General features: G+C 68.9%; 19 protein-coding genes. 11 read left to right on the forward strand and 8 right to left on the reverse strand.

The window, feature by feature from the left end; all coding sequences use genetic code 11:
* Positions 1 to 96: 96 nt before the first annotated feature.
* Positions 97 to 405: a hypothetical protein gene (locus ABG085_RS05160; RefSeq protein ID WP_347978354.1), complete on the forward strand. Its 309-nt coding sequence runs from the start codon at positions 97 to 99 to the stop codon at positions 403 to 405.
* 144 nt (positions 406 to 549) lie between these two features.
* Here the strand turns inward: ABG085_RS05160 and ABG085_RS05165 are convergent, their stop codons facing one another.
* Positions 550 to 1,278, reverse strand: a complete 729-nt coding sequence (locus ABG085_RS05165) for an IclR family transcriptional regulator (protein WP_347978355.1) — start codon at positions 1,276 to 1,278, stop codon at positions 550 to 552.
* A 177-nt stretch (positions 1,279 to 1,455) separates the two neighbouring features.
* On the opposite strand from ABG085_RS05165, the gene ABG085_RS05170 reads away from it, so the two are divergent.
* The 5 genes from ABG085_RS05170 to ABG085_RS05190 all read left to right on the forward strand — a co-directional run bounded on the left by ABG085_RS05170 (position 1,456) and on the right by ABG085_RS05190 (position 6,443).
* Positions 1,456 to 3,384 carry an FAD-dependent monooxygenase gene (locus ABG085_RS05170; RefSeq protein WP_347978356.1) on the forward strand — a complete coding sequence of 643 codons (1,929 nt, stop codon included), beginning with the start codon at positions 1,456 to 1,458 and terminating at the stop codon, positions 3,382 to 3,384.
* Positions 3,385 to 3,541: 157 nt separating this feature from the next.
* Positions 3,542 to 5,011: an NAD-dependent succinate-semialdehyde dehydrogenase gene (locus tag ABG085_RS05175; protein WP_347979280.1), complete on the forward strand. Its 1,470-nt coding sequence runs from the start codon at positions 3,542 to 3,544 to the stop codon at positions 5,009 to 5,011.
* 158 nt (positions 5,012 to 5,169) lie between these two features.
* Positions 5,170 to 5,439: a hypothetical protein gene (locus ABG085_RS05180; RefSeq protein WP_347978357.1), complete on the forward strand. Its 270-nt coding sequence runs from the start codon at positions 5,170 to 5,172 to the stop codon at positions 5,437 to 5,439.
* A gap of 44 nt (positions 5,440 to 5,483) precedes the next feature.
* Positions 5,484 to 5,891: a hypothetical protein gene (locus ABG085_RS05185; RefSeq protein ID WP_347978358.1), complete on the forward strand. Its 408-nt coding sequence runs from the start codon at positions 5,484 to 5,486 to the stop codon at positions 5,889 to 5,891.
* A 150-nt stretch (positions 5,892 to 6,041) separates the two neighbouring features.
* On the forward strand, positions 6,042 to 6,443 hold the full coding sequence (locus tag ABG085_RS05190; RefSeq protein WP_347978359.1) for a GyrI-like domain-containing protein: 402 nt from the start codon (positions 6,042 to 6,044) through the stop codon (positions 6,441 to 6,443).
* Between the two features lie 22 nt (positions 6,444 to 6,465).
* On the opposite strand, the gene ABG085_RS05195 is transcribed toward ABG085_RS05190, so the two are convergent.
* Both ABG085_RS05195 and ABG085_RS05200 read right to left on the reverse strand, forming a co-directional pair.
* Positions 6,466 to 7,302, reverse strand: coding sequence for an alpha/beta hydrolase (locus ABG085_RS05195; RefSeq protein WP_347978360.1), 837 nt, complete (start codon positions 7,300 to 7,302; stop codon positions 6,466 to 6,468).
* A gap of 163 nt (positions 7,303 to 7,465) precedes the next feature.
* Positions 7,466 to 8,446 carry an aldo/keto reductase gene (locus tag ABG085_RS05200; protein ID WP_347978361.1) on the reverse strand — a complete coding sequence of 327 codons (981 nt, stop codon included), beginning with the start codon at positions 8,444 to 8,446 and terminating at the stop codon, positions 7,466 to 7,468.
* A gap of 165 nt (positions 8,447 to 8,611) precedes the next feature.
* On the opposite strand from ABG085_RS05200, the gene ABG085_RS05205 reads away from it, so the two are divergent.
* From ABG085_RS05205 to ABG085_RS05220, 4 genes are all read left to right on the forward strand, one after another.
* Positions 8,612 to 9,484, forward strand: coding sequence for a helix-turn-helix transcriptional regulator (locus ABG085_RS05205; protein ID WP_347978362.1), 873 nt, complete (start codon positions 8,612 to 8,614; stop codon positions 9,482 to 9,484).
* An 83-nt stretch (positions 9,485 to 9,567) separates the two neighbouring features.
* Positions 9,568 to 10,359: a nucleotidyltransferase domain-containing protein gene (locus tag ABG085_RS05210; protein WP_347978363.1), complete on the forward strand. Its 792-nt coding sequence runs from the start codon at positions 9,568 to 9,570 to the stop codon at positions 10,357 to 10,359.
* 139 nt (positions 10,360 to 10,498) lie between these two features.
* Positions 10,499 to 11,026, forward strand: a complete 528-nt coding sequence (locus tag ABG085_RS05215) for a DUF1269 domain-containing protein (RefSeq protein WP_347978364.1) — start codon at positions 10,499 to 10,501, stop codon at positions 11,024 to 11,026.
* A 139-nt stretch (positions 11,027 to 11,165) separates the two neighbouring features.
* Positions 11,166 to 11,381 (forward strand): hypothetical protein, encoded by a 216-nt coding sequence (locus ABG085_RS05220; protein ID WP_347978365.1) that lies wholly within the window; start codon positions 11,166 to 11,168, stop codon positions 11,379 to 11,381.
* A gap of 24 nt (positions 11,382 to 11,405) precedes the next feature.
* Here ABG085_RS05220 and ABG085_RS05225 read toward each other — a convergent pair whose 3' ends face one another.
* The 5 genes from ABG085_RS05225 to ABG085_RS05245 form a co-directional block, all read right to left on the reverse strand.
* Positions 11,406 to 11,546, reverse strand: a complete 141-nt coding sequence (locus tag ABG085_RS05225; protein ID WP_347978366.1) for a hypothetical protein — start codon at positions 11,544 to 11,546, stop codon at positions 11,406 to 11,408.
* Positions 11,547 to 11,605: 59 nt separating this feature from the next.
* Complete coding sequence (locus ABG085_RS05230; RefSeq protein ID WP_347978367.1) at positions 11,606 to 13,300, reverse strand: hypothetical protein; 1,695 nt, start codon at positions 13,298 to 13,300, stop codon at positions 11,606 to 11,608.
* 244 nt (positions 13,301 to 13,544) lie between these two features.
* A complete protein-coding gene (locus ABG085_RS05235; RefSeq protein ID WP_347978368.1) occupies positions 13,545 to 14,006 on the reverse strand; it encodes an SRPBCC domain-containing protein in 462 nt (153 codons plus the stop codon).
* Positions 14,003 to 14,662 carry a dihydrofolate reductase family protein gene (locus ABG085_RS05240; protein ID WP_347978369.1) on the reverse strand — a complete coding sequence of 220 codons (660 nt, stop codon included), beginning with the start codon at positions 14,660 to 14,662 and terminating at the stop codon, positions 14,003 to 14,005. The genes ABG085_RS05235 and ABG085_RS05240 overlap by 4 nt, the downstream gene beginning before the upstream one ends.
* Complete coding sequence (locus ABG085_RS05245) at positions 14,659 to 15,003, reverse strand: metalloregulator ArsR/SmtB family transcription factor (RefSeq protein ID WP_347978370.1); 345 nt, start codon at positions 15,001 to 15,003, stop codon at positions 14,659 to 14,661. Before ABG085_RS05245 ends, ABG085_RS05240 begins: the two co-directional genes overlap by 4 nt.
* A 112-nt stretch (positions 15,004 to 15,115) precedes the next feature.
* On the opposite strand from ABG085_RS05245, the gene ABG085_RS05250 reads away from it, so the two are divergent.
* Positions 15,116 to 16,240 carry a winged helix DNA-binding domain-containing protein gene (locus ABG085_RS05250; RefSeq protein ID WP_347978371.1) on the forward strand — a complete coding sequence of 375 codons (1,125 nt, stop codon included), beginning with the start codon at positions 15,116 to 15,118 and terminating at the stop codon, positions 16,238 to 16,240.
* Positions 16,241 to 16,298: the final 58 nt, after the last annotated feature.

A 16,298-nucleotide genomic window follows, 5' to 3' on the forward strand; every position in this document is an offset into this window, starting at 1 on the left:
CTCGCGCGTGCGCGCTGCGTGCCCATTTTTCGAGCACCGGCGGGGTCGTTCCCGTCGGACGAGTCCGAGTATAGGACTTCCGCCAAGATGGGAGTCATGAAGACGATCCAGCTGCGCCGGTACACGCTCGTCGAGGGGGAGTACGACGCGTTCGTCTCCTGGTGGGGTGAGTGGATGCCGAAGGTGCGGCCCGCGGCGGGCTTCGCGATCGAGTTCGCCTACGGCCTCCCCGAGACGAACGAGTTCGTGTGGGCGGTCAGCGCCGAGGGCGACGAAGAGGCCTTCCTCGCGCTGGAGAAGGTGTACATGGCATCGGACGCACGCGCCGAGGCGTTCGCCGGCGTCCCGCAGCGCGTCGCCGAGCACAACATCCGCTTCGTGCAGGAGTTCTTCCCCGGTCGTTGAGCGAGCGAAGCGAGACGAAACGCCACGGGCCTGGCGCAGAGCAGGGTTCGTCGTGAGTTCGCTGCGTTTCGTCTCGCTCGTTCCTCGCTCGCTCAACGACCGGCAGACCGACGCCGGTCCTTGAGCAGAGCGAGACCTGACGGCTCACCCTCCGAGCGCGTCGCGGATCGCCGCCGACGACCCGGCCAGGCGCGCGGCGATCTCCTCATCGGTGTGCGCGCTCGCCACGAAGACGACGGCGATCGCCGCCGGCCCGCGCCCGCGCACGACCAGCGGCACGGCGACGGCCCGGAGGCTCGGGATGACCTCGTCGTGGCTGGTCGCGAAACCGCGGGCCGCGGCATCCGTCACCTCCGCAGCCAGCTGCGGCGACACACCGGTGGGCCAGGACGCCTCGGGCATGAGCGACAGGATCGCCTTGCCAGGGGCGCCGCGGGTCACCGGATGCCGCGTTCCCGGCCGCTGCGCCACCGGGTTCACGGCGTGGCGCGGCTCGACGCTCGACAGCGTCACGCACTCGTCGTGATCGAGCACGGCGAGGAAGCAGGTCATACCGAGGTCGCCGGCGACCGCCGTGAGCTCGGGCAGCGCCTCGGCCTGCAGGTCGTGCGCGACGCCCGCGGCCAGGGCCGCCATTCGCGCACCGAGTTCGATCAAACCGGCTGAGTCGCGCTCGACGAGCCCGTGGTCTTCGAGCGTGCGCAGCAGCCGGTACGCCACCGACCGATGCACGTCGAGCCGCCGCGCGATCTCGTCGATCGAGAGCGGTGCGCGCGCGTCGGCGAGCACTTCGAGGATCCGGATGCCGCGGCTCAGCGTCTGCGAAGCGGGAGCGGGGCGGTCCGTCCCCTGCCGAGACTTCACATATGTCATCGTGCGGGGTCCTTTCGCGGACATTCGTGAAGTTTCGCGCCCCGGGGACAGGGCGGCCTTGCCCACGACGGCACGGGTCGTATACGATCTGTTCAATAGTAGAACGGTGCGTTCGAATATAGAACACACGTCTCCCAGGCCACAAGCCCTCGACACCGTCGTCCGAGGAGGACACCGATGCAGTTCCACCACCACGGCTACGTCTCGGGTGACCCGCGCGTGCAGGATGGCGCCGGCACCGGCATCGACCGCCCGGCTGACCTCCCCGACGAGATGGACGTGCTCGTCGTCGGCTCGGGTCCCGCGGGCATGCTGCTCGCGGCGCAGATGTCGCAGTTCCCGGGCGTGACGACGCGGATCATCGAGCGCCGCGACGGGCGGCTCGTGCTCGGTCAGGCCGACGGCATCCAGCCGCGCAGCGTCGAGACCTTCCAGGCATTCGGGTTCGCGGAGCGCATCATCACGGAGGCGTACAACATCGCCTGGATGAACTTCTGGGGGCCCGACCCCGAGAACCCGCGCAACATCGTGCGCACCGCGCGCACCGAGGACTACGCGTTCAAGATCAGCGAGTTCCCGCACCTCATCGTCAACCAGGCGCGGGTGCTCGACTACTTCGCCGAGGCCGCGGCCAAAGGCCCGGGGCGGATCGTGCCCGACTACGGCATCGAGTTCGTCGGTCTCACGATGCACGACGGCGCCGACCCCAGCGCCGGGGAGTACCCGGTCGAGGTGCGCGTGAAGTACGTGGCGGGGCAGCGCGCCGGCGAGGAGCGCACCGTGCGCGCCAAGTACGTCGTCGGCTCGGACGGCGCGCGCAGCGGTGTGCGCGAGGCGATCGGCCGCAAGCACGTCGGGCAGTTCGCAGCCCACGCGTGGGGCGTCATGGACGTGCTCGTCAACACCGACTTCCCCGACTGGCGCACCAAGTGCGCCATCAACTCCACCGCCGGGAACATCCTCCACATCCCGCGCGAGGGCGGCTACCTCAGCCGCATGTACATCGATCTGGGCGAGGTGGCCGCCGACGACGACCACCGTGTGCGCCAGACCCCGATCGACGAGATCATCCGCCGCGCGAACGAGATCCTGCACCCGTACTCGCTCGACGTGAAGCAGGTCGCCTGGCACAGCGTGTACGAGGTGGGCCATCGCGTCACCGACAAGTTCGACGACGTCAACCCCGACCAGGGACACGCCCCGCGGGTCTTCCTCACCGGCGACGCGTGCCACACGCACAGTGCGAAGGCCGGCCAGGGCATGAACGTCTCGATGCAGGACGGCTTCAACCTCGGCTGGAAGCTCGGGCACGTCCTCACCGGCCTCAGCCCCGCGTCGCTGCTCGAGACGTACTCCGCCGAGCGGCAGCCGGTGGCCCAGCAGCTCATCGACTTCGACCGGGAGTGGTCGGCCCTCATGGCGCGCAAGCCCGAGGAGATCTCCGACCCGCAGGAGCTCGCCACGTTCTACCTCGGCACGGCCGAGTTCCCGTCCGGCTTCATGACCCAGTACGGGCCGTCGATGATCGTGACGGATGCCGCGCACCAAGGGCTCGCCGAAGGCTTCCCGCTGGGCAAGCGCTTCAAGTCGGTCGAGGTGGTCCGCGTGTGCGACGGCAACCCCGTCCACCTCGGGCACCACGCCCGGGCCGACGGGCGCTGGCGCGTCTATGCCTTCGCCGACGCGCGCGCGGCGGGGGAGGCATCCGTCCTCTCGGAGTGGGCCGCGTTCATGGCGTCACCCGAGTCGCCCGTCCTCCGGTGCACCCCGGAAGGCGCCGACGTCGACGGGGTGTTCGACGTGAAGGTCGTGTATCAGCAGCGGCATGAAGACGTGGACCTCACCCGGGTGCCCGAGTTCTTCCTGCCGAAGACGGGACCGCTCGGGCTCACCGACTGGGAGAAGGTCTACGCCGCCGCTCCCAGCGCGTGGACGACCGACGACATCTTCGAGGAACGAGGGCTGTCGCGCAACGGCGTGGTCGTGGTCGTGCGCCCCGACCAGTATGTCGCCGGGGTCTTCCCGCTCGAGGCGACGGACGAGCTGTCGGCGTTCTTCGCGCAGGCGTTCCTGCCTCAGCGGCAGACCGCCACCATCGCGGGCTGAGCAACTCCGCGACGGCGAAAGACCCTGCTCAGCTGTACAGCACGTATATCGGCCGCTCCGGCGGCGACGGGCAGAATTGCCCGTAGACATCGACAGGAGCGGATGCCGCAGGCAGCTCGCATCCGGAACCGACAAGGGAGTCCCCGTGACCACGACGATCACCGAAACCCGTGAGAGCGAACTGCTCGCGTCCGTGCCCGACGGCCTGTTCATCGGCGGCCGGTGGCGCGCAGCATCCGGCGACAAGACACTGAAGGTCTACGACCCCAGCAACGGCGAGGTCGTCAAGGAGATCGCGAACGCGTCGCCCGAGGACGGCAAGGCGGCGCTCGACGCGGCCGTCGACGCGTTCCCGGCATGGGCGGCGACGCCGGCGCGCGAGCGGGCCGAGATCCTGCGCCGCGCGTTCGACCTGCTGCAGGAGCGCAAGGAGGACTTCGCGCTGCTGATGACGATCGAGATGGGCAAGCCGTTGGCCGAGGCACGCGGCGAGGTCGCGTACGGCGGCGAGTTCCTGCGCTGGTTCAGCGAAGAGACCGCTCGCGTGCAGGGCCGCTACGGCGCGAACCCCGAGGGCACGGGCCGCATGATCGTGTCGCAGCACCCCGTCGGCCCCTGCTTCCTCATCACGCCCTGGAACTTCCCGCTCGCGATGGCCACGCGCAAGATCGCGCCCGCGCTCGCCGCCGGCTGCACCGTGGTGATCAAGCCCGCCGAGCTGACGCCGCTGACGACCCTGTTCTTCGCGAAGCTGCTCGAAGATGCCGGCCTGCCGAAGGGCGTCGTCAACGTCTTCACCACGTCGACCTCGGGCGCCGTGTCCGAGCCGATCATCCGCGACCCGCGCCTGCGCAAGCTGTCGTTCACCGGATCGACGCAGGTCGGTCAGCGTCTGCTCGAGCAGGCATCGCAGGGCGTGCTGCGCACGTCGATGGAGCTCGGCGGCAACGCGCCGTTCGTCGTCTTCGACGACGCCGACCTCGACAAGGCGGTCGACGGCGCGATGCTCGCGAAGTTCCGCAACATCGGCCAGGCCTGCACCGCGGCGAACCGCTTCATCGTGCACCGCTCCGTCGCCGACGAGTTCGCGCGGCGGGTGACCGAGCGCGTCAACGGCTTCACCGTCGGCCGCGGCACCGAAGACGGCGTGACCATCGGCCCGCTCATCGACGACCGCGCCGTCGCCAAGGCGTCGCAGCTGGTGCAGGATGCCGTCGACCGCGGCGCGAAGGTCGCCACCGGCGGCAACGAGATCGACGGGCCGGGAACGTTCTACGAGCCCACCGTCGTCACCGACGTGCAGCCGGGCTCCGACATCCTGCGCGAGGAGATCTTCGGGCCGGTGCTCGCCATCATCCCGTTCGACACCGAGGACGACGCGGTGCGCCTCGCGAACGACACCGAGTACGGCCTCGTCTCGTACGTCTTCACCGAGAGCCTCTCCCGCGGGCAGCGGATGATCGAGCGCCTCGAGACCGGCATGATGGGCCTCAACATGGGCGTCGTCTCCAACGCGGCCGCGCCGTTCGGCGGCTGGAAGATGTCGGGCCTGGGACGCGAGGGCGGCGCCGAGGGCATCCACGAGTACCTGCAGACGAAGTACACCCTGACGCCGAACCCGTTCTGAATCCCTGCCTGGATCGATGACATGAGATGAGCGGATGCCCCGGGAGGGGGCATCCGCTCATCTTCTCGTGGGGGAGATCGGCCCGCCGGCGGGTCGGTGTGTGGCGTGGCGGACGGCGTGCGCGGGCTGCGGTCGGCGAACACGGGATAATGGGGCGCATGTCTTCCTCCGTCGAACCCCGTTCCAATCCGACTGCTTGGGCCGCGTTCTGGTTCGCCCTCGCCGGCCTCGTGCTCATGCCCATCCCCCTGTTCATCGGGCTGATCGTGGGCGGCGGCCTTTCCATCATCGCCGCAGTCCTCGCGGTGATCGGCCTCCTCAAGGGACTGGCGCGCGGCGGCAAGGGCATCGCTCCCGTCGTCTTCGCCGCGATCTTCATCGCGCTGACGTGGGGCGGCATCTCGCTCGGCGGCGGCACCATCTGGTAAGTGCACCAGTCCCGTCGCGGCCGCCCAGCTTGCGTTTCGATGCCATGAGCCAGACGGACGTGGATCTAGCGCCGGGGCGGTCCAACGCGTACCGGCGGCTCGTCGCAGACGCCGCCTTTCGCTTTCGCGTGCTGACGATCGGCAATACGGCCAATGTGGTCGTCTCAGCCCTCGCTTGGGTGATGTCCATGGCTTCGGGGCCGTCGGAAGCGTGGGCATGGCTGCAGCTGCTCTTTCCTGTCGTGTGGGCGGCCGCCGGGGCTCCGATCCTCTGCGTCGGCATCACCGCATTCGCCGCCGGGATGTCGCTGCTGGCGCTGTTCAAGAGTCCACCCGGACAACGAGGGCTTGCGTGGTTGCGAGCGTTTACGGGGTGGGGTGCGGTCGTTCTGTCGCTTGCTTTTCTCCTCGGGGTGCTCCTCTTGTCGAGCCGAGCGCTGGAAACTCTCTAGGGTCCCTCCCTACTCGAGCTCAGCTGTGCCGCACCGTCATGATCACCGCTGGTGAAGGGAGCAGGCGTGGAGGTTGTCGACGGCCCGCGTCTCGAGCATCGGGGTTCGCGGCCCACGTTGGGGATCCGAATACGCACTCCGTTTCGGGGGATGCTCGCAGAACGCGATCGCCTGCTCGCCGAGCTGATCGACTGGATGACGGATCGCGGTGTCCAGCCGGCCGGTTCGTTCTATCTGCGGCTGCACACGGTCGACATGGCCGGCGAGATGGAGATCGAAGTCGGCGCCTTCGCGACAGCACCCGGTGATGAGAGGGTCACGCAAGGCGCGATGCCCGGCGGCGACTACGTCGTGCTGCGCTACATCAATCACTCGATGCGCGCGCACCGGCTCCTCTTCGAATGGGCGGAAGCGCAGCAGATCCGATTCGACATCGACGAATCGGATGTCGGCACCAGGTGGGCCGGGCGATTCGAGATCTACGTCACCGATCCGCGCACCGAGCCGCGCAAGACCCGGTGGGAGACCGAACTCGCGTTGCTCACACGCTGATGTGCGGACGAGCGGTGACCGCCTAAGCCGACGCGTCGTCGAGGAATCCGACGACCACGTCACGGACCAGGTCGGTTCGCGCGAGCCCGAAGAAATGGGTCGTGCCCGGGAACACCGCGAGCTGGGATGCCGGAACACCGACGAAATCGCCGTTCACGTCGCCGCCGCGAAGGCGCAGGAACTCGACGGCATGCTCGAGCGAGACCATGTCGGCGTCACCCACTGTGATGAGCGTCGGCGCCGCGATCGCGCGGATCTCGGCTTCGGTGCGATCCGGGAACCCGCCCGCGTAGGTCGCGCCGAGCTTGTCGAGGAGCACTTGGAGATGCTGAAGGTCGGGGTGTGGTGATTTCGCGAGATAGGCGGCTTCCATCGGCGTGCCGGCGATCATGTCGACGGTCATCCCGCCCACGGCATCCGCGTTCTCGGACCCGCGCATGCCGGACGCGGCGAACGACGTCGACGAGACGATGAGCTGCCTCACTCGTTCCGGGTGGTCGATGGCGAGGTCGAGCGCGACGGCCCCGCCGACGCTGAAACCGAAGATGTCCGCGCGCCCGATGCCGAGATGGTCGAGCACCCCCAGCACATCCTCCGCGAACGCCGCCGCCGAGAACGGCCGGTCGATGTCGTTCGTACGCCCGTGCCCCTGGAAGTCCACCGCCACGACTCCCCGCCCGACCGCGAGGTCGGGGATGAGCGCACCGAACTGCTGCTCGATGTCGAACAGACCGCCGTGGAGCAGTACCAGCGGCGTGCCGACGGCGACATCCCCGTGGACCTCGTAGTACATGCGAAGCTGCCCGAGTTCCACGTAGCCGGTCTCGGCCGTGGGACCGGAGGATGTCTGATCCGTCATGCAAGTACCGTCGCAGAGACCCGCCGGGACATCAACCTCCGCGCGGTTCCGCGCGGCTCCGCGCCTCGGCACTGCTTCAGCCCGCCGGTTCAGGTGCGCGGTGCGCGGGTCTTCGACAGAGAGAGCGCTCAGCCGGCGATCTACCTGACGCGCCGCAACCCGGTCACTTGTCGATGGAGACCATGTTGGCTTCGTCGTGTCGCTCTCCGGCAGCGGGTTCGAGCGCGGTCAGGCGGTCGGCCTGGTCCGCCGTGAGTTCCACCGTGTCGGCGGCGATGTTCTCCTCCACGCGCGCCACTCGACGAGTGCCCGGGATGGGGGCGATGTCGTCGCCGCGGGTGAGAATCCACGCCAGCGCCGTCTGCGCAGGAGTCGCGCCGATCTCAGCACCGATCGCACGGACCTCATCCACGAGGCGGAGATTGCGTTCGAAGTTCGCGCCCACGAACCGCGGGTTGGTCTTGCGCCAGTCATCGTCGGGAATGTCGGCTGCGGATCGGATCTGTCCCGTCAGCAGACCATGCCCGAGGGGCGAATAGGGGACGAAGCCGATGCCGAGCTCTCGGAGCACGGGCAGGATGTGCGCTTCCACGTCGCGAGTCCACAGCGAGTACTCGGTCTGCAGGGCTGAGACCGGCTGTACCGCATGTGCCCGGCGAATCGTAGCGGCCGACGCTTCAGAGAGGCCGAAGTGGAGCACCTTGCCTTCGGCGATCAGCTCGGCGACCGCGCTCGCGGTCTCCTCGATCGGCGTCTTCGGATCGACGCGGTGCTGGTAGTAGAGATCGATGTAGTCGGTCCCGAGGCGCCGCAGCGAACCCTCGACGGCGGCTTTCACATTCGCCGCGGCGCTGTCCGTCACGCCCGGTCCGCCGCCGGAGTGGGAGACGAGCCCGAACTTGGTGGCGATCTTCACCTGATCGCGGCGGCCACGGATGGCCTGGCCGACGATCTCCTCACTGAGGTTGGGGCCGTAGATCTCGGCGGTGTCGATGTGGGTGACGCCAAGGCCCAGTGCGCGGTGAATAGTGCGAATGGACTCGTCGTTGTCGAGGCCGCCACCGGTCGTGTACGTGCCGGCCATCGTCATGGCGCCGAGCCCGATACGGGATACTTCGAGGCTGCCGAGGTGTGCGTTCTTCATGAGGTGTTCTCCGTTCCGGACGTTCCGGGGCCCGCGAGGTGAGCATGGCCCACAGATTCGTGATGGTGAGAGTCAACGCTTCTCAGCCGGAGTCAGCGCGGCCCTACCTACAGGTGCCCCGACAGGGACCCCTTGCGTGCACCGAGTCGGCGTAGTTTCGATGGCATGGACACCTCGGACTCGATCAGCGAGTTCCTCACCACGCGGCGCGCGAAGCTCACTCCGTCGCAGGTGGGGCTGCCGGACTTCGGCGGTCGCCGCCGGGTTCCGGGATTGCGTCGGGAGGAGGTCGCGCTGGTGGCGGGTATGAGCGCGGAGTATTACAAGCGTCTCGAACGGGGTAACGCGGCCGGGGTCTCCGGAGCCGTCATCGAGGGCGTCAGCCGCGCTCTGCAACTGGATGAAGCCGAGCGCGCGCATCTGTACGACCTGATCCGCGCCGCCAACGCCGGCGCACACCCGCAGCGACGAGCAGGGGCCACCCGCAAGACGCAACTCACACCCGGCATGAGGCAGACCATCGACGCCATGTCGACGGTGCCCGTCTTCATTCAGAACGGCCGCCTTGATGCGGTCGCCACCAACCGGCTCGGGGCAGCGCTCTTCTCGGAGATGTTCGACGGCGCTCGCCCACCTGTCAACGCCGCGCGATTCATCTTCCTCGAACCGCGCGCCCAGATCTTCTACCGTGAATGGGAAGCGCAGGCCCGCCAGATCGTGGGCGTGCTCCGCGCCGAAGCGGGCCGCTCGCCGTACGATCGCCAGTTGACGGACCTGGTCGGCGAGCTGTCCACCCGCAGCGAACTATTCCGAAAGCTGTGGGGAGCCCACGACGTCCGCGAGCACCGCACCGGGCTCAAACTCGTCCACCATCCCGCGGTCGGCGACCTGGACCTCACCTTCCAGGCGATGGACCTCGCCTCCGACCGCGGGCTCCAGATGGTCGTCTTCTCGGCTGAAGCAGGATCAGCCAGCCAAGAACGCCTGCAACTCCTCGCGAATATGGCCGAAACGGCCGTGCCGAACGCGCACGTCTAGGTAGCGCCCGTCGAAACGCGACCCGAGCGCTTCAGCGCCTGGTTATCGTTGCTCGAGTGATCAGTGATAGCCGGTTGCGAGAGATGACAGACCAACTCGTCGGCGTGCGGGGCGTGCGGGCAGTGGCTCTGGGTGGGAGCCGCGCCCGCGGAACTCACCGTCCGGACTCGGATGTCGATCTCGGCCTCTATTACGACCGGGGATCGCTCGATGTCGATGCTCTCGCGGCTCTCGCACGACGCTGGGTCGGGGGTCGAGTCGACATCGCGCCGCCCGGAGATTGGGGGCCGTGGGTCGACGGCGGCGCGTGGCTTTCGGTCGACGGCGTGGACGTGGACTGGATTCTGCGCGATGTCGACCGCGTCCTCGAACAGTGTCAGCGCGCACGGGCGGGGGAGTTCGCGTTCTTCGCGCAGCCTGGTCACCCCTTCGGCTTCCTCGACGTCGCTTACGCCGGCGAAGTGGCGAATGCCATGCCACTCGAGGATCCGGACGCCATCCTGGCGGGCATGAGGGCACTGCTCACGCCCTTTCCCGCGGCGCTGCGATCAGCGTTACTCCGCAACCTCTGGCAGGTGGACTTTCTGCTGGACGGCGCGGCGAAGGGGGCGAAGCGAGGTGACGTCGCCTACGTGGCGCTCTGCGCGTCTCACGCCGTGATGCTCATCGCGCATGCGTGGCATGGCGCGGCCGGCGAGTGGGCGGTCAACGAGAAGGGACTCGTTCTCAACGTCGACCGTCTCACGATCGACTCCCGAGGATTCACGGGTTCTGCAACGGCCATCCTCCAGAATCTGGGGAGTGAACCCGCTCAACTCGCCCTCGCCATTCACGAGCTCCGCGAGCTTCCCCGGCCCGACTCCGCGGCTCGGTGACCGACCCGCCTCCGTCCGAGAATTCACGCTCCGGACCCTCGCCAGCGCATGGGGCGGCGCAATAGGATCACAGCACCCTGACCTAGAGTCCGGAAGCGACCGACCGGCCGTTCTCGGAGATCAATTGAAGGAGAGATCCATGGGTACGCAGAACCTCGCACTGGTAGTCGGCTCGTACGACGACACGGCCTCCGCGGCGGACGACTACCAAGCCCTCCGCAGCGGCCAGGACGCCGGCGGGTACGAGATCATCGGCGCCGTGGTGCTCGTCCGCGACAAGGACGGCAAAGTCGAAGTGAGGGAGCATGGCGACAAGTCCGTAGGACGCGGCGCGGCCTGGGGCGCTGGCGCCGGAGTGGTGGTCGGCCTGTTCGCGCCGCCGCTGCTGGCGGCCACCGCGGTCGGCGCCGGCATCGGTGCGATCCTCGGGAAGATCAAGAAGAACCGCGAGGAGAAGCAGTTCGGCGTCGATGTCGACGAGTACCTCGCGCCCGGGACCTCCGCCGTCGTGGCGGTCGTCGACGACAAGTGGGCCGACAACGTCGAGAAGGCCCTGACCAGGGCCGACAAGCGCATCAGCAAAGCGATCGACTCCGACGATTACGAGAAGCTGCGCAAGGCGATCGAGGAGTCGGCGGACGACGTCGTCGAGCAGATCAACTCCTGACTGCTGTTGAAGAGGCCCGGCGCGAGCGCCGGGCCTCTCTGTCGCCGCCTACGTGAGAAGCGCGACAATGGGAGGTGTTCGCGCACCGACTTCGACCACGTGACAGGAGGAGCGCGCCCGGCTCGGTAGAGTGCGTTCCATGACGACGGACGTGAGCCTCTACATCGGCCCGGAGACGGTTTACAAGAAGTTCCGGTTCACCGATGCGAAGGCGTGGCAAGCCGTTCACTCGCAGATCCTCGCTGCCATGAACGCGGGCAAGGGCACGATCGAGATCGCGTGGAAGGGCGACAAGATCGTCTACGTGTACAGCCCGTATCTCATGGTGACGTGGGTCGAGAAGGGCACGGAGTAGCAGCAGCCGCGGTCGCGTCGGCCGTTACGCCGGCTCGGTGGCGCGGATGAGGCCGCAGTTCACGCACGACCACGCGACGAGAAAGCGCTCGTCGTCGAGGATCTCGAAGCTCAGGGGATCGCCGCAGGTCGGGCAGACTCTCGGGTCCACAGCATCCGACGTCATTCCGTCAGCTTACGGACCCGCGCCGCGGCCCGGGTCGTCGGGGCCGAAGCTCTCACGGGCTAGCCGCAGTTCGGACGGCAGCCGCGCTGGGTGACGGCGTCGACCAGTACCGTGCCGATGTCGGTCGGCTGCAGCGCCTGATACGCCGCACCGTCGGTGGCCGCGGCGATCTGCTCCAGGGCGGCCTGGTCGGTGTCGGGCCCGTAGCCGATCGCGATGACGGCGACCGGTTTCGCGGGATCCCGCAGCGCCTCGAGCTGCGTGAGCAGGCCCGGCAGGTCGAGGCCGTCATCGTCCTCGTTGTACCCGTCGGTATTGAGCAGGACCAGGTTGATCTGACCCGGGACATACGCGTCGCGCATGTACTGCACCGCTGCCAGCACGCTGTCGTACAGCCCCGTCCCGCCGCCCACGAGGCTGTCGAGCCCGTTCGCCGTGTCGATCGTGCGCTGTTTGTGAGCCGGATCGCCCAGCGGACCGAACGGGACGATCTCCTGCCAGTCCTGGCCGCCGATCCGCCGGCTGGAGAACACCCACGTGGCAAGAGACGAGTCGGGCGAGAGGGAGTTGACGGCGCGGACCGCGGCCTGTTCGAACAGGTCGATGCGCCGCATGTCGGCGGTCGCCGGCTGGAGCATGGAGCCCGAGACATCGTTGAGGGAGAGCATCCGCGACGGCGCAGTGAGCACCTGCCAGGTGCGGAGCACCTCTGCCTGGTTCGCGCCGTCGCTCGGCTCGGCCGCTGCATCGGGGGCCTCGGCAGCTTCCGGGGTGGAGCCCGGAGCGTTGCCCTCCGCGTCCCGCAGTCCGTATTCGGCGAGCTGGTCTCCGGCGTCCGTGATGGCAGCGGCGAGTGCATCCACAGCCATGAGCGTGTCGCCCGACGCTTCGGCGAGCGTCACGAGCGGCACGCTCACCTCCGGCTTCACGTCGGCGGGGTAGACCGGCACGAGGGGCGCCGCCGCGTCATCGCCCTGCTCGAGCACCGCCTGTTCGGTCGTCACGGCGATCGTCGGCGTCGTTGCGGCCGAGGCCGTGGCGAGTGCGTCGGTCGTGGTGGGGACGACGCCGGTGTCGAGCGCGAGCGCGAGCGCGGTGAACGACCGCGCGTCTCCACCGAGCGCCGTCTGCAGAGCCAGCAGCGCGGCGGAGCTCGCAGCGACCGTCGCGGGGTCCGGCAGTACGGCGGCGACAGTCCGCCCGGCGAGGCTCGCGAAGCCCGCGCCCTCGGTCTGCAGCGCGGTCGCGGTGGGCTCGGTGGCCGCGAAGACGACCGGGGTGGTGGCCACGGTGGCTCCGACCACGAGGTCTGCCGCGTCGACGCCCGTCAGTTCCGCCTGGCCGGTCACCCGCGCCGGCCACATCGCGGAATCGGGAACCCAGACGTCGAAGTCCGGCGCCGATCCCGCGGCCAGCGCGGCCGCCGTGACGGCACTGTCCTCGGCACGGACCGTGACGTCCGGGCAGTTCGACCCGGACCCCGGCAGGTCGGCGACGATCGCCTCGAGCGCCTCGGCGACCGCGGGATCCGCGGTGACGCGAAGACCCGACGGCAGACACTCGTCAGCCGACGGGGGCGCTGTCTGGGGTTCATCCGCGGCTCCGCGCAGGAACAGGATGCCGAGCACGACGGCGATCGCGACGGCCAGCGACAGGATGACGGCCAGGAGGATCAGTGAGCGCTTCCGGTGCTGCGCGGCACGAGCGGCCGCGCGTGTGGGGATGTTCTCGCCGGCGGGCGTGTTCGGCTGCATTCGAACCACTGCACTCCGATGGACGGCGGGCGGGGGCCCGCTTGGGGGATACGACGTCGTATCGAGAGATACGGCATCGTACGTCGGGGGACTTCAGTGGAGTCTAGGCGACGGCGGAGGAGGGCCGAAAGGCACTGCGCGCCCAGTGGCCCGCGCTTCCCGGCACGACGCGTCGGTCGGGCGCGATGGGCGCAGTCCCGCGGCGATGGACCCCGCAGTGCGCCGCCCGGTGCGTGCTGTGCCGCTAGCCCAGGTGCCTGCCGAGAGCCTCGAGGAGGCCGCGCGTGCCTTCCTCTCGGTTGGGCGCGTCGGCCCAGAACTGGTCGAAGAAGACTCCGTGCTCGGCATGGGTGAGCCGGGTGCCCTCGGGGATCTGCTCGAACTCGAACGCCGCCACAGACGTCGACATGTGGGCCCCGTCCAGCCACATGTCGTAGGTCGTGACGATGCGGACGTGCTCGACAATGTCGGTGTAGACGGCCTCATACCGAGACACCGGCCCACCGTGGAACTGCGCCTCATCGATATCGCGCCCGCCGACTCGGAAGTCGAACGCCCACTCCCGGGGCTCGAAGGCGTCGCCGTCTCCGATCCAGTTGCGCTTCTGCTCTTCGTCGGCGAAGGCGCGCCAGACTCTTTCGACAGGAACGGGATAGTCGCGCGTGAGCGTGAACCCGGCGTGGGCGAGTCGCCGCTCGATCGTCATCGCCGTGCCTCTCGGGTGAAGGTGACGTGGATCGTGCCGCTCTCGGCGACCTCGGTCCGAACCGCGTGCGTGTGCTCGAGGCCGCGGAGGTCGTCCCAGACACGGTTGCCCCGGCCGAGCACGATGGGTGCGATCGCAACGTGCAGGTCGTCGACGAGCCCGGCGCGAAGGAACTCCTGGGCGGTGCGCACACCCCCGCCCACCCGGATGTCGCGACCGCCGGCCGCGGCGGTCGCCTCCGCGAGCACGTCCTCGAGGGCGCCGCTGCGGAAGTGGAACGTCGTGCCGCCGTCCATCGCGATCGACGGGCGGGGCGCCGCGTGGGTCAGCACGTAGACCGGGTAGCCGAACGGCGGCTCGTCGCCCCACCACCCCTTCCACTCCGGGTCGTCGGGATTCGCGTGCAGACCGAACATGGCTGCGCCCATGATCTCGGCGCCGACACCTGAGAAGTACGCGGAGGCATACGCCTCGTCGATGCCGGTCGTTCCTGCGCCGCTGGTGTCGCCGAGGACCTTCTGCCGGAACGTGCGCGTCGCTCCGTATGCCGCCGTGAGCGGTCCCCAGTCCTCGCCCATGGGATTGCCAGCGGACGGATCGGGCGCGGCGGTGTAGCCATCGAGCGATGAGAACAGGCCGATGCGAACTCGGGTCATTGCGAGGTCTCCTTGGTGATTGCGCGGGCGAGATGGATGCCGAGGCGGTCTGCCTGACGCTCGGCGGGCGTGCGCTGCTCGCCGAGCCACAGATGGAGCACGTCGAGCGAGCCTGGTCGCAGGCTCACGGTGCGGACTCGTCCCTGCTTGTTCGACGTGACGACTCCCGCGTCCTCGAGGATGCGCAGGTGCTGCAGCAGCGACGGCAGCGTCATCGAGACCAGTCCCAGGAGGTCGGACACGACCGCCGGAGACTTCGCGAGGCGCTCCACCACCGTCCGTCGCGTCGGATCCGCGAGCGCGCGCAGCACCGCATCCAACTCGTCGGAATAGTTAGGCATATGCCTAACTATTCCGCGCCGGAGGCGGCACGTCAAGAGAAGGAGATGAGCGGATGCCGCGGGCCGCGGCATCCGCTCACCCGACGTCCGCGGTCTGCGCCATGATGGGCGCATGATCCGCACGCCCTCTCCCGCGGCCGGAGCTTCCCGCGGCACAGGTCCGGTCTCGGCGCTGCGCAGCGAACGGCTGCGGTCGCATCGACTGAGCGCTCCGGCGTCGACCGTCGCTGAGGCGGCGCGCCACATGCTGGCCACGCAGGGGCAGGAGTTCTGGGGAGGGCGCTGGGCGATCGCGGCGCGTACGACCGGCCGCACCACCATCCGCGATGTCGACGCCGCGTTCGAGCGCGGCGAGATCGTGCGGTCGTGGACGATGCGCGGCACGATCCACGTCATCCCGGCAGAGGACCTGGCGTGGGTGCTCTCGATCACAGCGGAGCGGCAGCACCGCCAGGCTGCGGCGGTGCACCGGGCCGAACGCATCGACGCGTCGGAGGTGGACCGCGCCGAGACGGCGGTGCGCGCCGCCCTAGGCGGTGGCAATCGCCTCGCGCGCAAGGAGATCTTCGAGGTTCTCGAGCAGGCCGGCGTGTCGACGGTCAAGCAGCGCGGCTACCACCTGCTCGTCGCGATGTCGCTGCGCGGCGTCATCTGCCAGGGACCCGTCGTGCCCCGCGAGAGCGGCCCAAGCCGCGAGCAGTACTTCGTGCTCCTCGACGAATGGGTGCGCGAGCCTGCGACTCCCGCTGATCCGCTGAGCGAGTACTTCGTCCGCTACATCGCCTCGCACGGGCCTGCCGGCGCGCGCGACTTCGCATGGTGGTCCTCACTGCCACTCGGGACCGCCCGCACGGCGGCGGAGGCGGCATCCGATCGCCTTCTCGTCGTCGGCGACGAACCCGAGCCGCAGTACGTCGTGGCCGGCGCGCGGCCGCGGCGCAACCCGGCGGCGCCCGAGGTCGTCGCCCTCCCGCCGTTCGAGGAGTACTACATCTCGTACGCAGATCGCACGGTGGCCTGCGCGCCGGAGTTTCTCACGGCGATCGGTCCGTCGATGAACGGGATCGTGCGGCCCATCATCGTCGCCCGCGGCGAGATCGTCGGCGTGTGGACCCATTCGGTCGCGGTCGGCCGCCACGCCGATGATCCCGTTCCCGAGCTGTTCACGACGGATGCTGCCACCGACGCGGAAGTCGCCGCCGCACTGGACCGCTACCGCGACTTCATCACGGCCTGACGGCAGAGCGTGATCAACCGGGCTCCGCACCGAGTCGTGGGGCGAGGACGCAACGAGC

Source organism: Microbacterium sp. ProA8 (assembly GCF_039905635.1).
Classification (GTDB): Bacteria; Actinomycetota; Actinomycetes; order Actinomycetales; family Microbacteriaceae; genus Microbacterium; species Microbacterium chionoecetis.